Origin of the sequence: Novosphingobium sp. KCTC 2891, from assembly GCF_025938155.1 — a bacterium.
Classification (GTDB): Bacteria; Pseudomonadota; Alphaproteobacteria; order Sphingomonadales; family Sphingomonadaceae; genus Novosphingobium.
Genome location: NZ_JAPCZG010000019.1, coordinates 13,162 through 35,908 on the forward strand (window position 1 = coordinate 13,162; position 22,747 = coordinate 35,908).

At 64.9% G+C, this 22,747-nt stretch carries 24 protein-coding genes; 3 read left to right on the plus strand and 21 right to left on the minus strand.

Annotation, left to right across the window (positions count from 1 at the left end):
• Nucleotides 1-4: 4 nt before the first annotated feature.
• From OLX02_RS19365 to OLX02_RS19460, 20 genes are all read right to left on the minus strand, one after another.
• On the minus strand, nt 5-3,043 hold the full coding sequence (locus tag OLX02_RS19365) for a conjugal transfer protein TraG N-terminal domain-containing protein (protein ID WP_122129309.1): 3,039 nt from the start codon (nt 3,041-3,043) through the stop codon (nt 5-7).
• Between the two features lie 12 nt (nt 3,044-3,055).
• Nucleotides 3,056-4,510 (minus strand): conjugal transfer protein TraH, encoded by a 1,455-nt coding sequence (locus tag OLX02_RS19370; protein ID WP_010890970.1) that lies wholly within the window; start codon nt 4,508-4,510, stop codon nt 3,056-3,058.
• A complete protein-coding gene (locus OLX02_RS19375; RefSeq protein ID WP_010890971.1) occupies nt 4,510-5,322 on the minus strand; it encodes a thioredoxin family protein in 813 nt (270 codons plus the stop codon). The genes OLX02_RS19370 and OLX02_RS19375 overlap by 1 nt, the downstream gene beginning before the upstream one ends.
• Nucleotides 5,319-5,729, minus strand: coding sequence for a hypothetical protein (locus OLX02_RS19380; protein WP_010890972.1), 411 nt, complete (start codon nt 5,727-5,729; stop codon nt 5,319-5,321). The genes OLX02_RS19375 and OLX02_RS19380 overlap by 4 nt, the downstream gene beginning before the upstream one ends.
• Complete coding sequence (traN, locus tag OLX02_RS19385) at nt 5,710-7,824, minus strand: conjugal transfer protein TraN (protein ID WP_010890973.1); 2,115 nt, start codon at nt 7,822-7,824, stop codon at nt 5,710-5,712. The genes OLX02_RS19380 and traN overlap by 20 nt, the downstream gene beginning before the upstream one ends.
• A 1-nt stretch (nt 7,825) precedes the next feature.
• Nucleotides 7,826-8,590, minus strand: coding sequence for a type-F conjugative transfer system pilin assembly protein TrbC (gene trbC / locus OLX02_RS19390; protein ID WP_010890974.1), 765 nt, complete (start codon nt 8,588-8,590; stop codon nt 7,826-7,828).
• 8 nt (nt 8,591-8,598) lie between these two features.
• Complete coding sequence (gene traU, locus OLX02_RS19395) at nt 8,599-9,621, minus strand: conjugal transfer pilus assembly protein TraU (RefSeq protein ID WP_264425508.1); 1,023 nt, start codon at nt 9,619-9,621, stop codon at nt 8,599-8,601.
• Entirely contained in the window at nt 9,618-9,884 is a 267-nt protein-coding gene (locus tag OLX02_RS19400) for a hypothetical protein (RefSeq protein ID WP_100868194.1), read from the minus strand. The genes traU and OLX02_RS19400 overlap by 4 nt, the downstream gene beginning before the upstream one ends.
• Complete coding sequence (traW, locus tag OLX02_RS19405; RefSeq protein WP_264425513.1) at nt 9,881-10,576, minus strand: type-F conjugative transfer system protein TraW; 696 nt, start codon at nt 10,574-10,576, stop codon at nt 9,881-9,883. Before traW ends, OLX02_RS19400 begins: the two co-directional genes overlap by 4 nt.
• Nucleotides 10,573-11,115: a S26 family signal peptidase gene (locus OLX02_RS19410; RefSeq protein ID WP_264425515.1), complete on the minus strand. Its 543-nt coding sequence runs from the start codon at nt 11,113-11,115 to the stop codon at nt 10,573-10,575. The genes traW and OLX02_RS19410 overlap by 4 nt, the downstream gene beginning before the upstream one ends.
• Entirely contained in the window at nt 11,099-11,680 is a 582-nt protein-coding gene (locus OLX02_RS19415) for a type-F conjugative transfer system protein TrbI (RefSeq protein WP_264425517.1), read from the minus strand. The genes OLX02_RS19410 and OLX02_RS19415 overlap by 17 nt, the downstream gene beginning before the upstream one ends.
• On the minus strand, nt 11,670-12,032 hold the full coding sequence (locus OLX02_RS19420; protein ID WP_264425519.1) for a hypothetical protein: 363 nt from the start codon (nt 12,030-12,032) through the stop codon (nt 11,670-11,672). The genes OLX02_RS19415 and OLX02_RS19420 overlap by 11 nt, the downstream gene beginning before the upstream one ends.
• Nucleotides 12,029-14,635, minus strand: a complete 2,607-nt coding sequence (gene traC, locus OLX02_RS19425; RefSeq protein ID WP_264425521.1) for a type IV secretion system protein TraC — start codon at nt 14,633-14,635, stop codon at nt 12,029-12,031. The genes OLX02_RS19420 and traC overlap by 4 nt, the downstream gene beginning before the upstream one ends.
• 6 nt (nt 14,636-14,641) lie before the next feature.
• On the minus strand, nt 14,642-15,814 hold the full coding sequence (locus OLX02_RS19430; protein WP_264425523.1) for a hypothetical protein: 1,173 nt from the start codon (nt 15,812-15,814) through the stop codon (nt 14,642-14,644).
• Nucleotides 15,790-16,686, minus strand: coding sequence for a DsbC family protein (locus tag OLX02_RS19435; RefSeq protein ID WP_010890982.1), 897 nt, complete (start codon nt 16,684-16,686; stop codon nt 15,790-15,792). Before OLX02_RS19435 ends, OLX02_RS19430 begins: the two co-directional genes overlap by 25 nt.
• 10 nt (nt 16,687-16,696) lie before the next feature.
• Nucleotides 16,697-18,073: a TraB/VirB10 family protein gene (locus tag OLX02_RS19440; RefSeq protein ID WP_264425524.1), complete on the minus strand. Its 1,377-nt coding sequence runs from the start codon at nt 18,071-18,073 to the stop codon at nt 16,697-16,699.
• Nucleotides 18,073-18,867 (minus strand): type-F conjugative transfer system secretin TraK, encoded by a 795-nt coding sequence (locus OLX02_RS19445; protein ID WP_264425526.1) that lies wholly within the window; start codon nt 18,865-18,867, stop codon nt 18,073-18,075. Before OLX02_RS19445 ends, OLX02_RS19440 begins: the two co-directional genes overlap by 1 nt.
• A complete protein-coding gene (locus OLX02_RS19450) occupies nt 18,867-19,490 on the minus strand; it encodes a type IV conjugative transfer system protein TraE (RefSeq protein ID WP_264425528.1) in 624 nt (207 codons plus the stop codon). The genes OLX02_RS19445 and OLX02_RS19450 overlap by 1 nt, the downstream gene beginning before the upstream one ends.
• Before the next feature lie 13 nt (nt 19,491-19,503).
• A complete protein-coding gene (gene traL, locus OLX02_RS19455) occupies nt 19,504-19,788 on the minus strand; it encodes a type IV conjugative transfer system protein TraL (RefSeq protein WP_010890986.1) in 285 nt (94 codons plus the stop codon).
• A gap of 65 nt (nt 19,789-19,853) precedes the next feature.
• Nucleotides 19,854-20,168: a hypothetical protein gene (locus OLX02_RS19460; protein ID WP_010890987.1), complete on the minus strand. Its 315-nt coding sequence runs from the start codon at nt 20,166-20,168 to the stop codon at nt 19,854-19,856.
• Nucleotides 20,169-20,508: 340 nt separating this feature from the next.
• Here OLX02_RS19460 and OLX02_RS19465 point away from each other — a divergent pair, with 340 nt between their 5' ends.
• From OLX02_RS19465 to OLX02_RS19475, 3 genes are all read left to right on the plus strand, one after another.
• The gene (locus tag OLX02_RS19465; RefSeq protein ID WP_264425531.1) at nt 20,509-20,868 is read left to right on the plus strand and encodes a hypothetical protein; all 360 of its coding nucleotides are present in this window, start codon (nt 20,509-20,511) and stop codon (nt 20,866-20,868) included.
• A gap of 104 nt (nt 20,869-20,972) precedes the next feature.
• A complete protein-coding gene (locus OLX02_RS19470) occupies nt 20,973-21,479 on the plus strand; it encodes a hypothetical protein (RefSeq protein WP_264425532.1) in 507 nt (168 codons plus the stop codon).
• 10 nt (nt 21,480-21,489) lie between these two features.
• Nucleotides 21,490-21,765 carry a hypothetical protein gene (locus tag OLX02_RS19475; protein ID WP_264425534.1) on the plus strand — a complete coding sequence of 92 codons (276 nt, stop codon included), beginning with the start codon at nt 21,490-21,492 and terminating at the stop codon, nt 21,763-21,765.
• Here OLX02_RS19475 and OLX02_RS19480 read toward each other — a convergent pair.
• Nucleotides 21,732-22,529, minus strand: coding sequence for a lytic transglycosylase domain-containing protein (locus tag OLX02_RS19480; RefSeq protein ID WP_264425536.1), 798 nt, complete (start codon nt 22,527-22,529; stop codon nt 21,732-21,734). The two genes, OLX02_RS19475 and OLX02_RS19480, sit on opposite strands and share 34 nt — an antisense overlap.
• Nucleotides 22,530-22,747: the final 218 nt, after the last annotated feature.

The window sequence follows — 22,747 nt, forward strand, 5'->3', positions numbered from 1 at the left end:
GCGATCAAGTCCGCCTCCGAGCGACATGCAGGTGGTCGCGCTCGGGCTTGTCCGGGAAGCGTTCGAACTGAACAGCATATCCGTCGCCAAGCCGTGACCGGACCTGTGATGCCAAGCGTTCGCCCTGCTCGTCGGAGATGTTGTTGCCTCTAAAATCCAGGGCGCGGTCGTCATAATGTGCCGACCCGGCCATGTGCTGGGTGCTGTCATTTCCCGAGGTCACCACCGGGGTTGGCAGACCGAGCGAGCGGGCTTCCTCAGCCACCGCCCCCATCGCGGCAACCAGGTCCCCATCCATATGCCCAAGCCTTGCCCCCGGCTTGACCTTGATGCCAAGGTCGCGCGCTAGCGCGGCGCCATCGACCGGACCATTGGGCACCGCAAGCAGTGTGCCGCCTTCGAGCGGCGAAGGCACCAGCCCCTCTGCGCGGGGGGATGGAAGCGAAGGGGTTTGCGGCATGCCGAGATCGGTATTGGTCCCCAGCGATCCATTGCCTGCGATCCCGGCGATGTCGCTGAGCTCGTCGATCCGGTGAGCGCGCAAGTCGCCCATCAGGTCGTCCATGATATATGTGATGGCCTGGTCGCGCCGCGTCACATCCCGATAGTCGAGCCGCGGATTGGAAAGATCGGGCAAGTGCCACTCGGGGTGTTCGCGCTGCAGGGCCTCATAGCGGTCCTGGATCAGGTTCGACATATCGCTCGAAATCTGGAAGCCGTGGCTTTCGGCGTAGCTCGCTTCGGACATCATTCGGCTGCCTATCTCGCGATAGCGAGCAGCAGCGGCGCGCCGTTCCTCGGCCTCAGCGACACGCCAATCACTTCCATCGGTGGTGGTGTGCGAGCGGCTATGGTCAGTGTAGTCCGAGCTCTGGCTGTAGGTGCCCGAAGACTGGATATCGCCGCTCGACCCGCTGACCACCATGCGATCGCTCGTCTCGTCGGATTTGTCGGTGCCGCGCGTGGTCTGGTTCGTTGCTGAACGCTCGGTGCCGGCACGAGCATCGTCGCCCACCTCTTTCCGACCGAAAATGGAGCCCTGCAGCGTTGCTGAGGCGCCACTTCCCGCAATGTCTTTGCCAGGCGTTCCCAGCGTTCCAGATCCAGTAAGGCTCGCGGACGAGCCAAAAGTGCGGCTCGCAAAATCACCGGACGAACGTGAATTGCCCTCGCGCAGGATAAGATCATTGTTCGTGACATCACGGGTCGAGCTGCCCTTGGCCTGTTCGACGACGACGTTGCCGCCGACATTGTGAGTGTCCGATGCGCGCGATCCGCTTTCGCGCCGGGCTCCTGTCACGTCGCTGGTCGCGGTGACCGCGCTGCCGAACTGGCCCTTCGAGCTGGTCCAGCTGCTCGAGGTGCCGTTCTCGATCTTGTCGGCCTCGTTGAGATACCATTGGCCCTGGGATCTGAGGTCCGTCGCATAGCCCCGCGTCATGGTGGGCTTGAAGGGCAACTGGGACATCGCCGCATTGGTGTCGATCACCGAATGGCCCGAGCCATATTCGTTGAACATGCGCCCGTCCGCTTCGCGGAAGCCCGAGTGGCCCGCGCCTGCCAGGAGGTTGGGGGCCTGATTCCACTGCGACATCTGCCGATTGTCCGCGTTGAGATTGCCATAGCTGACATCGCCATAGGCATAGTTGCCGGTGGTCCGCTCGATCGCCGCGGCATCCGAGCCAGCCTGGACCGGGGCGAGCATCGAGCCAAGGTTGTTGGCGACCGACATGGTGCCGCGCATGACCATCAGCGCGAGCATCGGCACGGAGAGCATCAGGAACCCCGCCATCGTGGCGATGTCCTGATTAACCGCATCGATTCCCGCCCAGTTGGCGAGGTTCACGCTGCCTGCTGAAACCGCTGCGGTCTGGGAGGCCAGGCGGTCCATGATGAACGAGTGGATGAGAACGTAGATCGGTCCCCAGGCCGAGAGGTAGAAGAAGCCCGAGAAGTAGCCCTTCAGGGTCGCGATGCCGGTGCGCGGGAACAACAGCAGCGGGAAGACGATCGGGAACAGAGCGTAAAAGACCACGGTCAGGACCACGCCAAGCACCGGAATCCAGATGAGCCCCTGCTCGGCTGCCGTCGTCATCGCGTTGCGGGTCTGGGTGTCCGCGCGCTGGAGCGCGAAGGAATCGGCATCGGCATTGCCGAAGTCGAGCTGGGCGGCCTCGAAAGCGTCGACCATGCTCTTCTGCTTGAAGAACTGGTTACGCGTCATCGCGGTGCCGGTGAGCAATTGCGAGACCACCGGCACGTCGGCGGCGAGCTTTGCCCCTGCCGCGGCCTCGGTGAGCTTGGGGTACATCGTATGCGCAAATGGCAGCGCATAGGCGTTGATCTGGTTGTCCCACTGGTTGTTGATCAGCGTCCAGGCCTGCGCACAGGTCTTGCCCTCGATATCGACCGTGCCGGTGCCGGTATCGGTCAGGTACTTCATGCCGCGGTTGGTTGCGGCATTGACCCCGAGTTCGGCCCAGAGGTCGGGCGCTTCGCTCAGCAGCTTGAGGCTCTTGGTGCCAAGCAGGATGTCGTAATAGGCGCACTGCTTGAGGTAGCCGTCGAGGTTGGCCTTGAACACGGGATCACGGATCTCGAACCCGCGCGCCTTGTCCCACATCCGCGCGCCGTAAACGAAGCCGCCGGTCGAGTAATTGAGCGCAGCAGGCATGACGAAGACTGTCTCGGCCGTGCGGGTCAGGTAGTCGCTGATCTGGCTGGTGAACGAGGCCATGGCTGCGAGCCCGATCGGCACGTTGGCGACCGTGGCGGGCGCAAGCCCGGGATTGACACGGTCGGTGACCTTCACCGTCACCGTCGGGACCATCAACACGGTGTAGATCAGCGTCGACTGGATGAACCAGCGAAACCACGCGCGCCAGTCGAGGTCCATCGCGGTAATGAGGAGCGCGTAGATCAGCCCCATCACCATGACGACGCGGATCAGCGACTTGAACCCGCCCGAGCCGGTCCAGGCGGCGATCGCGTTGAAGGTGTTGACGAGGTAGTCGCCGCCCCCGACCGTGAAGACCTCGAGCATCTCCGCCGCCCCTTACTGGACCTGGCTGCCGAGCGTGCGCGAAAAGCGCAGCGCGGCCGACATCTGGGGCGAGAGCTGGGTACGCAGGGTCTTTTCGAGCATCTGCGTGCGCTGGATCAGCGCAAAGGTCTGGTCGAAGCGCTGCGAGGTGCGCGCCGCGATCCCGAGGAAATTGCGCCGGGTCTCGTAAAGCCCCTCGCGCCATTCGCGTAAGCTATCCGCATCAGCCCCGTTGAAGTCCGAACGCGCGTTCACTGCCATGTCGATGAACCGCATGGTCATGGTGGTGACGAGATCGACCGCGACTATTTCGGAAAGGTCGTTGATCTCCTGCGCGGAGATGCCGAACTCGGCCGCTGCGCTCACGGTGATGATCTTGTAGACCGGCACGCTCGCCATGCCGAGGAGCTGGATCTCGGCCGGGGTCAACGAGGCGCCGGGATCGCGCACTTTCAAGGCCATGCTCTCGATCAGCGTGCGCACCCGCGCCTTGATCGCTGCATTAGGCCCGATCACCATGTCGATCTCGCTCGGCGCCATGCACTTGGCGCTATCGCCGCCGCAGCTCCAGTATTTGTGCGGGGTGGAAGAGGTGCCGTCGAGCATGGCGCTGATCAGCGCCGGGTCGGCCGGGCCGATGAACTGGACCCTCGGCTTGCCGCCATTACCGGCCGGATCGTAGATCACGGTCCCGACGAGGGTCATCAGGAACTCGCGGAACTGGGTGTCGAACCCACCGTATTTCTTGCCCAATGCCGCCCAGGTGTAATTGTTGGGCATCCCGGCCTGTTCCTTCATGTCCGGGTCGGAATTGGCGCTTTTCAAGGCTTCGCGCTGGCCGCCGTTGTTGCACTGCTGGCGCGCGCGGGCCCAGTCGGAGACCGCGCCCTGACTGTTGGCGATCGCCTCGCAGATGACCGAACTCGCCGTATCGCTCTTCGGCCAGAGGCCGCCGACCAGCGCCTGCGCGGTCTCGCAGGACGAGATGTTCATCTGGTTCATCTGCTGAACCTTCTGCGCCAGCTCATCCATGACCTTGCCGATCTCGGGCGAGATCGTGTCGATCGCGAGTTTGAAGGCAAAGCCGAGCGCGTTGTTCGCGGTCGCTTTCAGCATGGCGACAAGTTCGGCGGTGTTGATGAACGAGAACGACCCGGCAAAGAGGTCGATGCCGCCGCACCCGGCGCGCGCGTGGGGCAACTGGAGGTTGAAGGGCTGGATGTTCTTTTGCGGGAAGCGCGACCAGACCGAGCCCATCGAATAATAGCCCGCCGACTGGCCCTGGTAGGCGCTGGGACCGGTGACATTGGCCTGGACGCCCATGTCGGACATGAAGCTCTGCATCTCGCCTTCGACCCCGGCCGAGGCGGGTGTGGGCGAAGCGAGCAGAACCGCGGCACCGAGGACTGTGCCAAGTGCGCGGCGCGAGGCTCCATGGAGGCGGCGGGCGAAGCGACGGGCGCGCATCAGTAGTCGCTCCCCACCTTGACCTGCGTCAGCTGGAAGACGCGGTCCATGATCTCGTCCTGGCTGAGGATTCCGTAGCCGATCGGCATCGGCTGCTTGGTGACTGAATCGAACAGCACCAGCGCGGGCACCTGGCGGTCGGTGCCAAGCCCGAGCTTCTCGTATTGCCCGCTGTCGACCATGTAGCCGGGGAAGGTCGAGGAAGGTCCGCCATCGGTGGAGACCGCGAGCACCGCGAGGCCGTACTTGTCCGAGACGGCTTTGAGGATCGGCGAGAAGATGTCGCAGGCGCCGCAGCTCGAGGCGAAGAAGTAGAACACCCCGTAGCGCTGCGAGAGATTGGCCATGACCCGGTCGCGGTCGGTCTTGCGCTCGTCGATCCAGGCGCGCTTGCCGAGCGTCGAGACCGGGCGCTGCAGCGTGTAGTCGAGCCCGGGATCCTGCCACAGCGCGCGCTGCCAGACGTCGGCGAACATCGAGGAGCGGTCGAGCTGTTCGCGCTGGAAGCGGACATAGGCGGTGACGTTCTCCGGGCTCGGCTCGAGGATCGCGCGCGCCTTCAGTTCTTCAAGCTGGGTCCCGATTGCGGCCAGTCGCTCGCGCGCTGGTGGCTGCGCAGCAGCAGCTTTGCGCGGCTCCTCCTTGGGCTTCTCGCAGTAGAACCAGGTGCCGAGCTTCCTCTCCTTGCAGTAGAGCGCGTCCTCGGACTGCCGCACCTCGACACCGTCGCCCTCGGAGGCGCGCAGCGGTGCGGTCCCGGTAAGCGCGACGCTGGAGGCGGCAAGCAGGGCAATGCATTGGCGGTGGTTCATGATCCGCTCCTCTCGAATTCCTTGATCAGTGACATGAAGACGCCGAGGTCGAGCAGCCGGCGGCCGCCATCGAGCAGGCGTACAAGCGCGCAGTAGAAGCCGGACAGCGCCTCGCTCCCGGCATCGGCGATCGTGTAGGTTCCGGCCTCAAGTCGCGCCCATCCCCGCCGGACGATGGCATCGAGCTGCGCGCTGAGGCTGCGCGCGCGAACCGGGTGGTCGAACCAGGCCGAGATTTCGGCAGCGATCCCGCGCGCGGTCAGCGGCCCCTTGCGAGCGAGCGCCATGCCGACGCAGAACTCCAGCACGGTCAGATCGGGGGCTGCGGCGTAGGCCCCGAACGCGACCACGCGCGCGCCGCTTTCGGGCACAGGATTCGTGGCGGGCTCAGGGCTTGTGCGCGGCATAATAGGCCTCGATCTTTGCCTGGATTTCGATGAGCGTGGCGGCTTCGTCGGGGAGCTTCGCCGCATCGACGAACTCCGCGTAGATTTCGGAAAAATCCATCACCGAGAGGTCGAGCTGCTGGAACTCGAAAATGGTGAAGCCGTCGCAGACGGGCTTCTTCGGCGTTCCCCATGTCTTGCCGATCTGGGGCCGGCCCTGCTCCTGGAGGATCCGACTGATCTTCGAGAGGAAGCAGCAATAGACATCGCGCTTGGAAAGACAGATGCCAAGGAAGCTCGACGAGCAGTAAGTGCCAATCTTGTGGCAGAGCCCTGCATCGTCCTTCTGATCGAGCAGCACCTCGGCCGGGCTGCACAGCAGCGGAACGAGGAGCGGGACGCCCTTCCCCGAGCAGCAGTTGGCGAGACCGAAGACCTTGTGCGCACAACTCTCGGCGGTGCCCTTGAACAGCGTCAGCGTGCTTTCGTCGAACTCGGAATTGGCCTGTCCGAGCGCGTTCAGCGCCACGACCGCGTCCTTGAACTCGTCGGAGGCCTCGCGAACGATCGGCTCGCAGTCGCCATTGACGCAGTAGACGTCGTCCCCGCAGATGTACTGCGCAGGCTGGCTCGTCGATCCCGGGATCGGGCACTTGTAGACACGCTCGGCGACCTTGCACGAACCATCTCCGCTGGGCGGATCGTCGAGACAGGTCTCGTGGTCGAACATGCAGCCGGGGGTTGCATCGAGCTTGCCGCAGTCGTTGCCGCCGCCCACCACGGTCTGGCACTGGTAGGTCTTCGCCGTCTCCCAGCAGGCCCGCGTGACCGGCACGCCATCGATCAGGCGGGTTTCATTGGGGGCAGTGCAGGTCTCGGCAGCGAGGGTGCAGGTGCCAAGATCGACCGAGCAGGCATTGTCGGTCCAGACTTGGGTGAACCACTTCGATACCGAGCTTTCGGGCACGATGCCGGCGACATTGGTGCTGCACGAATAGACCGCTTCTAGCGAAGCGGGCTCAAGGCAAGTGAGGTAGCCCCCTCCCCCGAACGGATCGCCGATGAAATCCCAGGTCTTGCAGAGCTGGCGGTCGGTGAGGCCTGCCGCGGAGGCGGTGGTTTGGGTACAGCTCGGCTCCGCCGATATCGCCCCGCACTGCTGAAGCCCGCTCACATATTGGACGGGAAAACCCGTCACGGGATCAAAGGTCAGCGCATCGGTGATCCCTTCGTTGTTGCAGCGATAGACGTTGCTCACGACCTGGAAGGCGTCCGCCGGCGGCGGTTTGGCCACCGTGCCCATGAGGTAGACGTTGGGATCACTGACGCCTGCGTCGCAGTCGTAGTAGTCGACCGTGAGGTTATAGTCGGGAACAGGGAAGGTCCCGGTCTTGCGGCACAGGGCGTTGCCCTCAAGCGAGGCGCAGCCCGGAAAGCCAGGGGCCGTGACGCAGAGGTACTGGTAGAGCGTCTCGTTCCATGGCGCGACGGTGAGACTGCGGGTGCAGGTCTTGGGCTGTTCGACCACGCTCGAGCCGACATTGCAGGTCCATTCGGCAGTGTTGGTGGTCCCCGGACTCGGCGGCAGCGGGACGCAATTGCCGGTCGACCCGTCCGCGCTCATGCCAGACAAGTAGGCATTGGGATCGTCGGTCACGGTGTTGGCGCGGGACAGGTCGGCGCGGGTGACATCGACGGTCGGCCGCGTGGTCGAATTGGCGGTGCGGTAGGCATTGCTATTCACGCCGGCCGCCGCCCCATCGGCGTACATGTTGCCGGGATTGTCGTAATACTGGGTGAGTCCGGGATATTCCGCCTGATACCCCGGTATCTGCCCGGCCGCACCCGGGGCATCGGTGATCCCCTGGTAGGCGCCGCGCACGCTCGATCCGGTCGCCCGAGCCTCGGCCTTGGCCTCGTCCACGGTCATGGTGGCAGGCGCGGAAGGAGGCGGCGGGGCGGGAGCGGGCACGCCGGGATCAATCGCGGGCGGGAGCGGCGGTTGCGGCTCGACCAGATCGTCGGGCGGGGGGATGTAGACCTGTCCTTGTGCGCCGGCCGCGGCGAGCAGCACCATCCCGGCAAGCGCAAATCCAGCAAGGCGCGGCGCGCGCATCTCAATGACCCTTGTTGAGCTGGGCGAGCGCGATGCGCGCGACGCCGGCGCCGGGCCCGCGGCCACCTGCAAAACTCTCGAGCGCGAACTCGACTGTGACATTGCCGGTGAGCCGGTCGTGGTCGGGAGTGGCGCTGGTGCAGTCGAGCCCGTCGCAGAGCTCGTACTCGCGGCCCGCGGCGACGAAGGTCGGCGCAGCCTCGACCTTGAAGGCGCGGAACAGGCGCGGGTCGATCGCGAGATGGGCTTCTTGGCCCTCGTCGGTCACAACGCGCTTGAGGCCCTCGGCAAAGGCTTTTGTGCTGCCTCCGGGAAAGCCGCGGAACACCACCACGCCGCCGGCCTTGGTCGTGTCGGCGATCAGCCGGGTGAGCGAGGCCCCAGGCATCGACAAGCTGGCAAAGACCATGAACATCGGCCCCTCGCCCATCGGCGCGCGGGTATTGGCCGCGGCGCCGGCGAGCAGTTCGTCGAAGTCGACCGCGCCATCCGGGCCCTTGGGAAGGCTCGCGGGATCGATCGAAGCGACGGAAGCGAGGCCTTGTTCGCGCAAGGTCTCGGCCTCGGCGCGGTGCGCCTCGCCCTTGCCGGCAACCGCATCGACCAAGGTCTGGGCATCGGCTGTCGCCTCGGTTGCCCGGTCCTTGATGGCCTTGAGGTCGATGCCGTCTAGCGTTTGCGCGAGCGCTGCCGAGACAGCCGTAAGCGCGAGGAAGCCAGCGATTCCTGCGAGGTGGGGTTTAAGCAAGGTGCGCGCGAAGGTCATGGGCGTCCTCACAGCATGCAGCAGTTGCGCTTGCGCCAGACGAGGTAGCCAAAGTCCTCACCCTTGACGGGGTAGCCCTTGCCGGTCTGGGGAATGATGGTGGTCGCCCCGACCGGCGCGCAGGCGTAGCGGCCCTTCACCGTCGAGATCGGATTGGTCATCTGCAGCCGGTATTGTTGCTTCCTCATCACCGGCATCAGGTATTTGTGGCATAGCGCCTTCGAACCCATCGTCCCCCAGGCGAGCGCTTCGCGGTGCATCTTGTAGAGCATGCGTTCGGCGACGAGCCGCGAGGCCTGGATCGGGGTGACATGCGCGGCGACATGGCCGTTCAGCGGATACATCCCGCCGTTGCAGCCCGCGCACCAGAACATCTGGTCAATCGGCAGCTTGGCGGTCGCCGCGACGCAGTCCGCCGCACAGGCCGCGGTCGCGATCGGATTGGAGAACAGCGCGACTTCCGGGTTGATGATCGAGGTGAGCGCAGAATCCTGCCAGAGCGGATCGATCTCTGTGACATAGGCGACGTCGAAGGTGGTCTGCTCGAAGCAGAGGAAATCGGTCAGGATCTCCATCCAGTAGAGGAGCGGATAGACGTAATAGTGCGACTGCCACTGCGACGAGTTCTGCGCCTTGCCGCCGATCTGGCTGCGCCCCTGGACATGACCATTGCCGATGGCGAAGCCGGGGTTGAGGCGGATGCCGCCAAGGTTGGGAAAGCACCACGCCTTGTTGGTGACGTCGACGAGCCGCACCGGTTCCCAAAAGCCCACCGAGATACCAATGCGCGGGATCGGCGAGCCGCAGGCGCACAGGGGAAACGAGGGGTTCTTGGGATCTGGACGCGAGCCCTTCCAGATCGAGAGCCCGCCGATCGACAGAGGGAACAGGCATGACCAGCACACGTCGGTGATGGGATTGATGAACTTGCCGTGGCACGAGACCGTATCGGCGCGTGCGGGCGCAGTGCCGGCAAAAGCGAGCGCCAGCGCCGCGAGCAATGCGGCGAACTTCCGGCCGAGGTGCGTCATGACCGTGCTCCTTGGGCATAGGCCTCATCGGCCCGCAGTTTGGCGCGGAAGTAGGTGACCCCGTGGAGCGGCGCGGCGAGCGCGAGGATCAGCGCGGGAGCGGCGCCCCACAGCCCGAACAGTGCTTTGAGGAGCGGAAGCAGCAGGACGGTGAGCGCCAGGGACCAGCAACAAGCCATCCACCAGCGCCGCATGTGGCGCAGGCGCGCCGTCTCGGGAGCGGCCATCGGCGTCTTGAGGAAGTCGATGAGCGGGTGGGTCATGACACCTTGCCTCCGCCAGAGGATGCGGGTGCGCGTGCGGATGCGGCTGCCACCGGAGGAAGCGGCACTTCGCTGATCTTGAGGTTGGCGCCCGCGGCCGAAACCACGGCAGGGGTATGGCGGATGCCGAACTTGGCGGTGAGCGTGCCGCCCTGGTCGAAGTAGAACCGCCGCTGCCAAGGCTTCATTGCATCGAAGGGCGATCCTGAAACGAAGATGATCTTGGCCCGGGTATCGCTCCAGGTCTTGACTGCCCAGGCGAGCTCGGCCGCATTGTCACCATCGACGAAAACCAGCGCCTGGGTTAGTTGCACCATGTCGAGCGGATTGACCCGGGTGCCGCGCGCAGCGATCAGGTTGCCCTTTGCATCGACAATGTCATCCTCCGTGACGATCGAGGGATCGAACAGCCATTCGCGCTTGGTGAGCGCAGGGGTCATGCCATCGACCGGCTTGGGGCGACGCACGCTGGCGACCGCTTGCTCCTGCATCTGGCGCTGCATGCGCTCGATCCCGCCATTGGCTTCGAGAGTCCTGAGCCGCGTCTCGATCGTGGTCAGAAGATCGGTCTCGATGATCGGGAAGGTCTGGCCCATCTGCCCGTAATCGGCAGCGCGCAGGCTCGAGATCATCGGCCAACCGACCAGCAGCGCTATGCCGCCGGCAGCGATCAAGGCGGCGGCGGGCCTCACAGCACCGAGTCCCCGGTGCCGATGATCGTCCCGGAACAGACGAAGCCGATATCGGCATATCGGCTGTCGAGCCCATCCTTGTGCGCGGTGCCGAGATAGTAGCAGTGTTCGGGAATCCGCCCGGTCGGACCAGGCTCGAGCTTTTCACCGCGCGAGCTCGCCGGCTTGAGGCGCGCAACCTCGGCGCCATTGATCCGCACGACGGCGCCATCGCGGCTGACCACATCGCCCGGCATGCCATAGACGCGCTTGGCAAAGGGCGGAGCCGCCTTGCCGAAGTGCGCGGTGATCAGCGGGGTCTGCGGCGCTTTGAAGACCACGAAGTCGCCGCGTGCAGGCACGCGGTGCTTGTCGATCCAGAACGCCCAGTTGGGGAGCGACTGGGTGGTGTTGATGAGGATCGCATGTTCATCGCGCCAGCTCGCAAGCGAGGAACTCGCCGCCAGGCACGCCGCAAGCGCGCCAATCGCCAGCCAGCGCTTGGCATGACTGCCGCTCGCCGCCGGGGGCTCAGGGTGTGTTTCATTTTGCGGGGGCATTGCCCTGACCCCCGAGAACTCCAGCCTGCGGCGCCGGTCCCGGCCCCGAACCCGACATAGCGGCACGCATCGCGCCCATGACATCGGTGCTGCTCGCCGCCGCCTGCTGCGGCATCCGCACGCGGGCATAGACCTCGCGGCGCACGTCGGCAGTGATGTCGGGGACATTGCCGGCGACGACCGCTTCGCCGACCAGCACGATCTGGCCTGCCGCGCCGCGCCGTTCGAGATTACGCTGGATCTCGCTCATGAACGCGCGGGTCTCGGTGGTGACCTGCTCGGGCGGGGTCGCCGAGCGCGCCTGCGCCTGGACATATTCGCCGACGATCCCAGAAAGCTGGACCTTGGCGATCGCCGGTGTCTTAGGCCCGCCGAGCACGCTCTTGGTCACCCATGCGCCCCACAGGCCCGCCGCAACAAGGGCGGCCACGAGCGCGACCGGGGCCGCACCGAGGCGCGCACGCTGCGGCGGGCTCGCGGGCGCCGTTGCCACATCGGCCTCGAACAGCGGACCGGGCGCTACGTGCTCCCCGCCTGTTGCGGTGACACGGGGCTTACCTGCCATGATCTCTCTCCTTGGAAGTGGGGGTTGCCGCCAGGCTCAGGTCCTCAAGCGAATGGCGGCGGAAGAAGGCGAGCACGGCGAACAGCGCGGCGCTCGCCAGCCAGAAGAACAGACGGAAGCGGTCCTGCCGTGCGGCATCGGCCGCAACGTAACGCGAAGCGAAATTGTTGAGCTGGAGCACGGTCCCGGAAAAGCTGAAGTTCCCGAGCGCGGCGAAGACCAGCAGCCACAGGGCAGCAACGCAGCCAAGCGTGACTGCGAGCCAGCCTGATAGGCGCAGCGCGAGGTAGCAGGCATCGGCCAGGCGGGATGGGCCGCGCGATGGCGCGGCCGGGACAACGGCGGGCGTCATTCGGCCGCCTCCGCAAGCTCGCCCTCGGCGAAGTCAGGCGCGCCGGGCTCGGGCGGCACGAAATCGGGAAAGGCCACCCGCTCGATCGCATCGGGCAGCGCCAGGCCGCCGCGCACCTTGTCCTCGATCTCGGAAAAGACCCGCGGGCTCGAGGAATAGAGTGTCGCCGAATAAGGATCGAGCACGAGACGCCCCACAGCGAGGGTCTCGGGCCCCTTGATCAGCACGTCGGAATATTCGGTGCCGTTGCGCTTGAGCGAGCGGAGCAAGCTCTCGGTGTAGTGGTCCATCTCGAAGCGCTGGTGCTTGGCAAGATCGTTGATCGTCTCTTCCTTCTGCTGGAGGACGATCGACCAGTCCGAGTTCTCGAGCGCGGCGAGCGAGCCTTCGGACTTGTAGAAGTCATTGAGGGACTGGGTCGCGGTGATGAGCGAGCCGCCATATTTGCGGCAGGTGCGGGCATAGGTCTCGATTGCCTGGCCCATCTGCCCGCCGCCGAGGAGCTGCCAGGCCTCGTCGATCATGGTGAGCTTGGGCACTGAGCGGTCGAGATCGCGCATGACCCGAAGCGTCAGGAACATGAGCGCGGTCAGCGCGACCGAGCGCAGTTCGGGTTTCGAGGAGAGGTCGGAGAGCTCGAACACCGTGAGCCCGGCCGAGAGATCGATCGAACAGGCCCCCTCGAAGAACCGGCCATAGGTGCCGCCCTTGAGGAATGGCGACATCGCATCGGCAAGATCACCGGCATAGGGCGAAGGCAGCGCCCGCAGCGCCGCGGCAACGTCGTCGATCGTCCCGTCCCGCTGCTTGTCGCGCCAGACCGTGCTCACCGCAGAATCGATCAGGCCGCGCTCGGTGTCGGACAAGCGGTCTTGCTGGCGCGCCATCTGGCCGACAATCGACTTCAGCATGGCGAGGCATTCGACCTCGTAGTCCTCGCCGTCCTCGTCGCTCGCCAGCGCCTCGCCGTCGATCATGTCGAAGGGGTTGAGCGAGAAGCCCGAGGAGAGCTTGAACTCGACGAAGGCGCCGCCAAACGCCTTGACCATATGCTCGAACGAGCGGCCATCGTCGATCACGATGACCTTGGCGCCTGCCCCCGACATCGCTGCGCAGACGTCCTGCAGGAACACCGACTTGCCCGAGCCCGACTTGCCGAAGACGGCGACATTGTGATTGCCGGCCGCGTTCTGGAACGGCGACCAGAAGAACGGCTGCCCGCGCCGGCCGACGAGCAGGACATGCGGGATGTGCCCGCCGGTGTGCTCGCCCTGAAGCGGCGCAATCGAGGCCGCGGTGGTGGTGAGCATGGTCTTGAAGCGCTTCATGCGTTTCAGGTCGGCCGAGAGGCCGTTGGGGAGCGACAGCGGCATGGCCGCGAGCAGCCCCATCACCTGGAGGTAGCGCTCGTCGATGAGGTCCCACCCGCAGGCCTTGTAGACCGACTTCACCATGCGCTCGTTGATGTCGCCTTTGCCGAGCGGGGAAAGCGCACCGACGCCGTAATAGACCTGCGCGAGCTTGCGGCCCTGGCGGATCTCGGCCTGAACGTATTGCCACTCATCGCGCTGCTCGGAGAGCTGGGGCAGAAAGCGCGCGGAGCGGCTGTCGGCAAGGCTGGTGGTGCGCATGACCTTGAGCCCGGCGCGCGAAGCGACGGCCTCCTCGTCCTGGTAGACAAGGCCGAGCACGGTCATGACATTGCAGCCGAAGCGCAGCTTGTCGTTGATGACGTCGCCGATGATCTTCTGGACGTCCCACGGCGCCCACTGCTTGGGGAGGTTGCGAACCGAGAAGAAGCGCCAGTCGAATTTGTCGGGCACGACCTCGCCGATCACCGGCGCGCCGTCCTGGCGCTCGCCGGTTGGGCGGAATCGCTCGGTCTGGAGCACGATCCGATCAGGCGTGACCTGGGTTTCGAGATCGCGCCGCACGCACTGGACGTTGATCGGATCGAGCTCGGAATAGTGCTCGGGCTTGTCGGCGTTATCGACTGCGGGGCATAGGAAGTCGTCGAGGAAGGCGATCAGTTCGACCGGGCTCATATCGCGCGCAGGGATCGAGAGCGCCTGCAATGTGCCGCGCAGGCTTTCGCGCACCGATACAAGCGTGTCCGCGCCGATCGGACCGCTGAGCCGGGCGCCGACCGAGAGGATTACGCGGGTATTGCGAAGGTAGAACGGCGCGTCGCGCGAGATCGACATCCAGGCGGCACGGCGCAGCCAGCGCGCGCGGTGCATCGCCGCGCGGCCATAGACGCCCTTCGCCACCACGCGCGGCATGACCCAGTCGGCGATGCGCTCGCCAACAGAGGGGCTCTGCCAATGAATCAACTGGATCTCGCAGCCGGAGGGCACGGCGTCCGAGAGGAACTGGGTGAGCAACTCGCCGCTGCGCTCGTCGGCCCCCATCATCGGGGCCAGCTCGAGAATGAACCCGAGCGAGTCCGTGTTGATGAACATCCGGCTTTTTTTGTCGTAGCTCCTATAGGGCAGCCAGTTCGACAGCATAGGCGCGCCGAGCACCGGGCGTGTCGCTTCGGGATGTGCGCTTTCGCCGAACAGCATGTCGAGGAACCGATCCCAGAACCCGCGCGAGGCCATCGCCGCTTACTCCTCGACCTTGGCAGGGAAGGCTGCCGGGCCATTGGTTGGCTTGGTCGCCGCCGGAGCGGCGCTGACCGCCGAGGCGGAAGCCGGAGCTGGGGTCGGCACCGCACTACTGGGCGCCGCACGTACCGCTGCTGCCGGGACGTGCGCTTTCGCAGTGGGCGCGAGACGCGCCTGCACCTGAGCCTGAATCGCCTCGATCGCATTGCCCGACTGGAGCGCGGCACCCTTGGCGCGCGCCGCCGCAACGGCCTCGGGGCGCGGCGGCCCGGAAGGCGCGGCATCTATTGCTTTGGGAGTGGGTGACCCAGCGTCCTGGGCGATCGGGGCGACGGGTACCGGTGCCGGCACGAATGCCGCGCTCGCGAGGCTAACTGCCCTGCCCTCGACCTGCTCGCCCACATTGGGCTCGCCCGAGGACAGCTCCATCCAGGCGCCGTTGTCGACCACTGCGTGGATGATCCGCGGTTCGTGGAGATTGCCACCACCATCGACGAAAGAGGGGAACACCACCTTGAGCACGCGGCGCTCGCGGTGGACCATGCCGCCGCCGGCCGAGGTGATGCGGCCCGAACCCGACGGCGTGTACGACGCAGTAACCGGCTTGGCGGCGGCGGGCTGGCGGATGTACGGCCCTGCCGGGGTCATCGGCCGGGCATTCTGGATCACCGACAGCGCCTGGTCGTCGATCACCGTCGAAGGCGCGCAGGTCCCGCCTGGTGCGCTGCAGGCAAAGCTGCCCTTGATGTTGCCGCCGAACAGCGAGGTGCAGGCGGCGAGCTGGGTAGCCGCGAGTCCGATGGCCGCGATGCTTGCAGCCCGGGTGACGGGGTTTGGCGATCGCCGCGCCGCAAGATCCCCAAGCCGGATCGCGAGCCGCCAGATGGCGAGGCCCGATTGGCGCGACAGCGGAGCCTCACCAAGCGCGACATGGCCCGCCGAGCGCGCCCACGCGCGCTTGCCCAGCAATGCCTGTTCGCGAGGCGTGAGCAGCACGCCTCGCGGAACCGCAGTGGCAAGGACGAGATCCTGCCACAGCTGGATTGCTTCGGCGCGGCTCATCTCGATGCGCGGCAGTGAGACTTGCCCGCGCGAGCGTCGCGCCACAGCGCGCGCCAGAACCGCCTGCTGCTTGGGGTTGAGCGCGGTCACGACTTGGCGCCCTTCAGCCACTGCTCGAGCACCTCGCGCGGACGGAAGCCTTCGATCACCGCGCCGTCGGAGCGGACGATCACCGGGGTTCCGGCAAGGCCCTGCTGGCGCGCGAAGGCCTCGTTGGCGTCGAGCGGCGAGGTGTCGCAGGCCCGCGTATCGGTGATCGGCGCGCCGGCATAGGCGGCTTTGACCGCCTTGCGGCGATCGCGCGCGCAGAACACCTGGTTGGCAAGATCGCGGCTGCCGAGCACCGAGATCGGCCGCTCGATCACCCGCACGTTCATGTTTTCGAGGACGCCCGAGAGCGCCCGGCAGTAGCCGCAGCGAAAATCGCTGAACACGGTCACGGTCGGCCCCGAGTTTGCTCCCCAGACAATGCCGCCCGCCTCGGGCAGTGCGGCGAGCGACATCATCCGGGGGGCACCGCTCGCCGCCGGCGTGCTGACGCCGCGGCGTGGGGTCTCGACTTCCTGGGCTTCCTGCTTGCTCCCCGCAGCGCCGCCGACGAGGAGATCGGGGTTGACCTCGAGCAGCCGGACCGCAGTCAGGTCCTGGCGGGTCTGCATGTCGTAGACCCGCCCGATCAGGAGATATCGCGCGGTCTTGTCGACGTAGAACAGCTGCGAGCCTGCGGTCACTTCGCAGACCCCATCGACCACCTGGCAATTGACGCGGGAGACCTGGGTGCGCGGCAGGCGCTGCTTCAGGAGCGCGGTCACCGCCTGGTCCGCCTCGCTTGGGGCATGTTGGGCAGTTGCGGCATCACCGGTGCCGGCGTTCGCCCAGACCAGCGAGCCGCCACTACCGAGCGCGATCGCGGCGAGCGGCATCAGGACCTGGCCAAGGCGGGGCCGCGCCAGATGGAATGACTTCAAGGACTTCAGCTTCATTGCACCCTCCTCACCCGTTGATGAACACGCCTTCGAGAAACACGATTTCGACATCGATCCCGGTCGGCATCTCGATCACGGGCTGGTACTGTTCGGCCCGCTCGATCAGGTACTTGCTGACCATGTCGCCCGAGGTGGCGATGCCTTCGCCGAGCCCGCCCTCGAGGATGTCGCCGGTGCCGAGCTTCTGGCGCTGCCCATTGACGTTGACGTTTGTTCCGGTGAGCGTCGAATTGGTGTTGGCGGCAAAGCCGCGGCCAAAGCCGCCGGCGAGACCGGCAAGGAAGGCCTGGCCGATCAGCGAACCTTCCCGGCTGACCACCCTCCCCCTGACCCCGGTCTTGCCGCCGAAGGCGATGAAGCCCTTGACGTCCGAGACCGCGTAACGGCCATTGGGCTGCGGGCAGGTCATGCGCTGCAGCTTGACGTAGACCTTCTCGCTCGAGAGGTCGCCGCGCGCCGCGCCGTTGACCAGGCATCCGGCGATATTGGTCGTGAGCAGCCGCCCGTTGTCGTAGACCGAGCGCGCAGGGCCGGTGATGCGCAGCACGACCGGCAGGGGATCGGTCTGACTCTGGACGCCGGCGGCCGCATCGACCCCGACTATGACCTTGGCGACCGCGATCGAGTTCGGCGGCAGGTAATTGGCGCTGTCGGTGAAGACAGTGTTGCCCTTGGGGACCGGGCTTCCGGTTCCGCTTGCGCCCTCGTTGAACGAGACCAGGCTGACCTCGCTCCCGCGCCCTGCCGGGAGTCCCGCCGCGGCCATCGCGGCTTGTCCGGCAGGCGTGCTGGGTGCGGTCTGGTAACTCGGCGGGCTGGTCCGACCGTAAAGCGCGTTGGGTCCGACCGGCGCCGCGCCAGTACCCATTACCGGCGACTGGCGCGCGGCCGCGAGTGCTGCCTTCAACTGCTCATTCTCGTTCTGGTAGGCGGAAAGTACCCGCTCGGTGTCGGGAGATATCCCGCCGCCAGACGTGCTCTGCGCTGCCTGACCCTGGGCCAGTTGCGCTTCCAACTGGTCGGCCCGCTGCGCGCGGGCGGCGAGCGCGCGCATGTTGGTGTCCATCGACATCATCTGCGCCTCGGACTGGGCACGCCACTCCTTCTCGGCCATGTTCTTGTTGACCATCTCGTCGACCGAGACGTCGGCGACCTGCCGCTTGACGCTGGCGTCGCTGCTCTTGTGATCGCCGGCGAAGATCCACGAGGAGCCGATGACAAGCGCGGCAAGACCGCCAGCGCCGAGCAGCAGCATCTGCTTCTTCCTGACCGCCTCATTGGCCACGATTGCATCGCCGAGCGGCGAGGCGTCACCACTTCCAGGGTGGGTTGCGGGACCGTCGAGCGCCTTGGGGCCTTTGCGGAACGGGTTCTTCCAGTCCATCACTGGCCTCCATTCGATTGGATGAGGTAGACAGCGGCCGCCTGGCCGGGCGCGAGCTCGCTCACCGGGGTCATGAAGGCGACGCTGCCGCGCGCGGCGAGCAGGTTCTCATCGAGAGTGAGCGGCTTTGCGCCGGTGTTGCGGACCTTGAGGATCAGTCCCTTGAGGTCGGCGCCGCGGTATTCCCCGACCTGCTGGACCTCGAGCTTGCCGACCGCGACCGGCTCGAGCACGCTTTGCCGGATCTCGAAGCCTTCAATGTTCTCGCTGCGGTACATCGCTTGCGCGAGGCGCACCGCAGTGTCTTCGGGCGAAGAGCGCACTTCCCAATCGCGCGCGGCCTCGGTCTTGATCGCCGTGTTGGTGACGAAGACCTGCTCGGCGTCGTTCCCGCGGACCTGGCAGAGGAACTTGTAAACGTACCCCTTTCGGGTCGTGCCGAAGAACGAAAGGTTCGGCTTGGTGAAGCCGTCGGGTACCGAGATGTAGATGTCGCCGCGCATGGGCTCGTTGACGATCTTGAAGTCCTCGGCCGGGTTGCCGGTGCTGATCTTCGAGACCGAGGCGAACTGGTCTCCCGCAAGGCTGATCCGGGTGAGGTCCTTCGCCGAGGCGACACAGGCGACCGTACCATTGTCAGCAGCGGGAATGCTCTGGTCGGCCATGGCGGGTGCCGCGAGACACAGCGCACCAAGGCAGATGAGTGCGGCGCCAACCGGCCGCCCCGTGATTGCATAGGGCCGTCCGGCGAGCACGCTGCCCACCCCGATCGCGCCCCAACCCAACTCGGCCATCACGCTTCTCCCCCGTCGCTGTCACTTGATTGCGCGCTGCCCGCGCCCTTGGCGTCGATGACTTTGCCCGAAGGATCCTTGGTCACGCGTCCGAACCCGGCGAGCTTGAGGCTGACGCCCGAGTAGCTCCACACGTAGCGGAAGGTCCGCGCCTCGGAGGTCACCTCCTTCGAGCCGACCACCGTGTGCAGCACGCCGTTGACCTCGCTGGTCAGCGCGTCGGGATCGACGGTGAGGCTCTCGATGGTGAAAAACTGCGAGACGTTCGAGCCGTTCTGCTCGCCCACGATCTTCATCAGTTCGGCCTTCATCCGGCCGTGGGTCCTGGGATCGGTGATCTCCAGGATCGAATCCATCCAGTACTGCAGGTTGGACGGCGAGCGATTGAGCGTCAGCAGCGCGGCATCGCGCGTGACAAGCTCAAGGTAGTCCTTGTCGATGTGGCTGGAGGACAGCGTCAGCGGCTTCGCCAGCACCGGCTGCAGCACCACCTCGCGGTCGCGCTGTGCGGCGGTGAGCGTCAGCACCACGCTTAAGGCGAACAGCCCGGTCGCGGTGATCGCCAGGAGGTTGCGCTGCTTCAGGAGCCGCTGCGCCTGGCCGTGAGAAATCGAGAGGTCCATGATTGTGCCGTCCTCAGCCCGCCATCAGGCGAAGATGGGAGGGCGGCGTCGCTCTCAGCCCCATGAAGGCACCCGGCAGGTACCAGTAGGCCGAATGAATGATCCACGAGACGGCTCGTCCCGCCTTCAACTTGCGCAATCCCCACCAGGCCAGCACGCTTGAACATAGACCGATGAAAATATGTTGAGACAGGATGCCCCAGGCGAAGGGAACGATCATCGCGAGAAACTCATCGAGTGTCCAAAACCCGATCAGCTCCGGATCATCGAGATGCGCGGGAACCGTGTAGCGATTCATGAACGACACCACCCTCTTGTCCGCCCACGCAAGGCCCTGCGGCCGTGCGGGGACGACTGGTTGGATCAGATCGTCGCGGTGACCGCGGCGGTGACGATGGGCACGCCCGTGCCGGCTCCGACGCCGACCCCCACGGGAATGGCGACCTGGCCGAGGCTGAACCGGCCCGAGGCGAGACCGACGATGCCGCCGGCGAGGCTCAGCACGGTGATGATCTTGCCGCCCGAACCTTCAAGGAAGCCGGTGAAGCTGGTGAGCGCGGTGTTGAACGTGGTGTCAGCACCCGCCATCGCCACTTCGCTGCCAAACAGGCCAGCGACCGCGACCACCGCGGCCCCCTGGAGGAGGCTCGCCCCCTTCCCTTTCATCGTAAGTTTCATGTTTACCATGTCCTTTCCCAAACGCCGTGATTGTCACGGCCTTCAGAATGAACAGAGGGGCGCCGCCTGGAGCAATTAAAGGTCCGTTACGGCGCGCCTGCGAATCGGATGATTTCCTCAAGACGAACTTTAGAGCGCCTTATCTTTCCAAAATTGGGAACCGGAATTGCCGCATCGGGAACTGCGGTTTCCGCTTTCCGCAATCCCGTTTGCTCCATCGGGAATTCTGATTGCCGAGCAAGGAATTGGCCCTCTCGAATCACCCCCACCGGCCCGGATTCGCCAAATTTACAATTTCGAGCCATTGTGCAGGCCAACATATGCACTGGAATTCCCACCCATGGCCGCAGGAACGCGCAACGTCCGCATCTTCGTAAGCGAGCAGTGCTTTGACCTGCTGGTCGATGCGATGGCGGCCTATTCCAAGGAATCTCGCCGGTTCCAGACATTGCGCATGACTGTCCAGGCAGCCTGCTCGCGTCTCAAATCCCACGGGATATCGAAGCAGGAGCTCGAAGATTTCCTCGCTGAATACGCGATCGGCGGGGACATCCGCATCTTTCTCGAGGTCGGCCCCGAGTGGTCCAAAGATTACGATGCGGTCCGCGCCAAGGTGAAAGAAATCAGCGAAAAGCCGGGAGTGGACAAGATCCTTGTGCCTTTCGCCGTATACCTCGCCGTGAAACACAATCTGCTCTAAGTATTTTCCACGCAGGAAGTTTCCCGCTTCTTAAGACTCTTGACAGGTTATGCCATCCCATAGACCTTTTGCCATGGGAGGGATGGATAATGCCTCACAGGAACTTGACGCCCGAGACGGTCTTCAAGCCAAGCAGTCCACCGGGCAGTGAACCGGTATTTGCTTTTGCTAATCCTGGACCACGCGAAGGCGAACAGAAGCAGTACAAGCAGCTCATCAACGACGAGCTGATCCGACAAGGAATCCTGCCGGCGCACCTTGCTGACCGGATGCACATCTCGCGGCCAAAGCTGCACAAGATCCTCAAGCAGACCAACCCGCTCTCTGACGACCTGCGCGACCGGATCTTCAGCGAGCTGGGGATGGACCACGTTCGCGCGAAATTCTGCGTGGCCCTGCTTCACGATCCGCGGGCCTACATCGAGCAATCGGTCTTTCTGGCGACCGAGAGCCTCAAGAGCTTCTATCTCGAGGTCCTGACCTGTCGGCGCGGTTCGATCGAGGTAGATCTGCGCCCCGCCGTAATCCACGAAGCAGCTCGGCGAGCTTACGATCTGCTGCTCTCGCATCAGGAACGGGTCATGCAGAACGACCAAACGCTTCAGGCTTGATCAGCCCCGGATGCGCCCCGAAACCATCGCCGTCTGGACCCAGCTTTATGCGGCCGTAGGCCTCCTGGCCGGGATCTGCTCGGGCTGCGCACTGCTCAAGACCATCTATGACATCCGCGCCGGGCTTATCGCGCCGCCGTCCGAATTTGGGCTGCGGTGGCTGCTCTGGTTCCCGAAGGTGTGGCTGCATTTCCAGCTCAGCTACCTTTGCGGATTTCCGTGCATCCTGGCGATCGCGATTCTCTATGCGCACTATATCGGGTTTGCGGAGTTCGTCCCGTCGTAGGTGACCAACGATACCTCGCGGTAGCCCGAGGCCCTGACCGCCGTGCTGGCGGCTGCCGCTCGCGCGAGCTCGCTGGAATCTGGACGATTGAGTTGGGTAAGGCGGAGCCAGTTCGTCGTGATGGTTCGGACGTAATTGCGGGTTTCGGGAATCGCTGGAATGTAGCCCAGTGTGAGGGAGCGGCGCTCGGGGCCAGCATTGTAAGCGGCCAAAGCGAGATCCACGCGTCCAAAACGATCAAGTTGCTGGCGAAGATAGCGGGCTCCGGCGCGCATGTTGGCGAGCGCATCCCAAGGGTTCCATAGCTCCAGATGCCTAGCTGTTCCGGGCATGACCTGCATCATCCCAATAGCCCCCGCCCCGCTAATTGCCCAAGGCTTGTATCCTGACTCCTGGGCGACAACTGCATCCAGCAAGCTGACGGGGAGGTTATTTTCGCAGGCGATGCCTGACATCGCTTCAAAGTACATTGCTCGGCGCTTCTCAACCTCGGTCGGCAACCACCATGTCTGGAGGTAACCATTCCCCAAGCAGGGCGAAGCGCCTCGTCCAACTGCTTCTGTTCCATCAAAGTCGCTGAACGCTCCAGAAGGTTGACCCAGATCCTGCAATTTGGTGCGCAGGGCTACACTGACAGATCCGTGCTCGTCGTTTGCCGCAACCGTAGGAACAGTAAACCGTGCTAGGTCCACTTCTCGTGCCCTGGCGGAAGTCGCGCAAATGACAAATGCTGCGGTAGCAAATTTTATATTGGTCGAAATCACGTCACGCCTTTCCAGAAGGCGTGCAGTCTCGTGAGTCTGCGCTTCACAATGCAACCAGATGCGTCACTTGTTGTCAACCCATGGTCCTTCGAACAAAGGTGGGCACCTCCAAAAACCCCTCGCAAATCCGGCTCTGATCTGATTCACTCGGCCTTGGAAGGACGGGTGGATGAGGCAGGCGGGATTGTTCGGGTTATCGGATCATCTGAAGCGGCTAT

What these genes read in the sequence shown, in the direction of transcription:
- OLX02_RS19460 (WP_010890987.1), bottom strand. Translation starts at nt 20,168, where the DNA reads ATGAAACTTACGATGAAAGGGAAGGGGGCGAGCCTCCTCCAGGGGGCC.
- trbC (WP_010890974.1), bottom strand. Translation starts at nt 8,590, where the DNA reads ATGACCTTCGCGCGCACCTTGCTTAAACCCCACCTCGCAGGAATCGCT.
- traN (WP_010890973.1), bottom strand. Translation starts at nt 7,824, where the DNA reads ATGCGCGCGCCGCGCCTTGCTGGATTTGCGCTTGCCGGGATGGTGCTG.
- OLX02_RS19380 (WP_010890972.1), bottom strand. Translation starts at nt 5,729, where the DNA reads ATGCCGCGCACAAGCCCTGAGCCCGCCACGAATCCTGTGCCCGAAAGC.
- OLX02_RS19475 (WP_264425534.1), top strand. Translation starts at nt 21,490, where the DNA reads ATGCGCCCCGAAACCATCGCCGTCTGGACCCAGCTTTATGCGGCCGTA.
- OLX02_RS19365 (WP_122129309.1), bottom strand. Translation starts at nt 3,043, where the DNA reads ATGCTCGAGGTCTTCACGGTCGGGGGCGGCGACTACCTCGTCAACACC.
- OLX02_RS19410 (WP_264425515.1), bottom strand. Translation starts at nt 11,115, where the DNA reads ATGCCCCCGCAAAATGAAACACACCCTGAGCCCCCGGCGGCGAGCGGC.
- OLX02_RS19375 (WP_010890971.1), bottom strand. Translation starts at nt 5,322, where the DNA reads ATGAACCACCGCCAATGCATTGCCCTGCTTGCCGCCTCCAGCGTCGCG.
- OLX02_RS19420 (WP_264425519.1), bottom strand. Translation starts at nt 12,032, where the DNA reads ATGACGCCCGCCGTTGTCCCGGCCGCGCCATCGCGCGGCCCATCCCGC.
- OLX02_RS19445 (WP_264425526.1), bottom strand. Translation starts at nt 18,867, where the DNA reads ATGGCCGAGTTGGGTTGGGGCGCGATCGGGGTGGGCAGCGTGCTCGCC.
- OLX02_RS19435 (WP_010890982.1), bottom strand. Translation starts at nt 16,686, where the DNA reads ATGAAGCTGAAGTCCTTGAAGTCATTCCATCTGGCGCGGCCCCGCCTT.
- traC (WP_264425521.1), bottom strand. Translation starts at nt 14,635, where the DNA reads ATGGCCTCGCGCGGGTTCTGGGATCGGTTCCTCGACATGCTGTTCGGC.
- traU (WP_264425508.1), bottom strand. Translation starts at nt 9,621, where the DNA reads ATGACGCACCTCGGCCGGAAGTTCGCCGCATTGCTCGCGGCGCTGGCG.
- OLX02_RS19440 (WP_264425524.1), bottom strand. Translation starts at nt 18,073, where the DNA reads ATGGACTGGAAGAACCCGTTCCGCAAAGGCCCCAAGGCGCTCGACGGT.
- OLX02_RS19450 (WP_264425528.1), bottom strand. Translation starts at nt 19,490, where the DNA reads ATGGACCTCTCGATTTCTCACGGCCAGGCGCAGCGGCTCCTGAAGCAG.
- OLX02_RS19415 (WP_264425517.1), bottom strand. Translation starts at nt 11,680, where the DNA reads ATGGCAGGTAAGCCCCGTGTCACCGCAACAGGCGGGGAGCACGTAGCG.
- OLX02_RS19370 (WP_010890970.1), bottom strand. Translation starts at nt 4,510, where the DNA reads ATGCGCGCCCGTCGCTTCGCCCGCCGCCTCCATGGAGCCTCGCGCCGC.
- traL (WP_010890986.1), bottom strand. Translation starts at nt 19,788, where the DNA reads ATGAATCGCTACACGGTTCCCGCGCATCTCGATGATCCGGAGCTGATC.
- OLX02_RS19400 (WP_100868194.1), bottom strand. Translation starts at nt 9,884, where the DNA reads ATGACCCACCCGCTCATCGACTTCCTCAAGACGCCGATGGCCGCTCCC.
- OLX02_RS19465 (WP_264425531.1), top strand. Translation starts at nt 20,509, where the DNA reads ATGGCCGCAGGAACGCGCAACGTCCGCATCTTCGTAAGCGAGCAGTGC.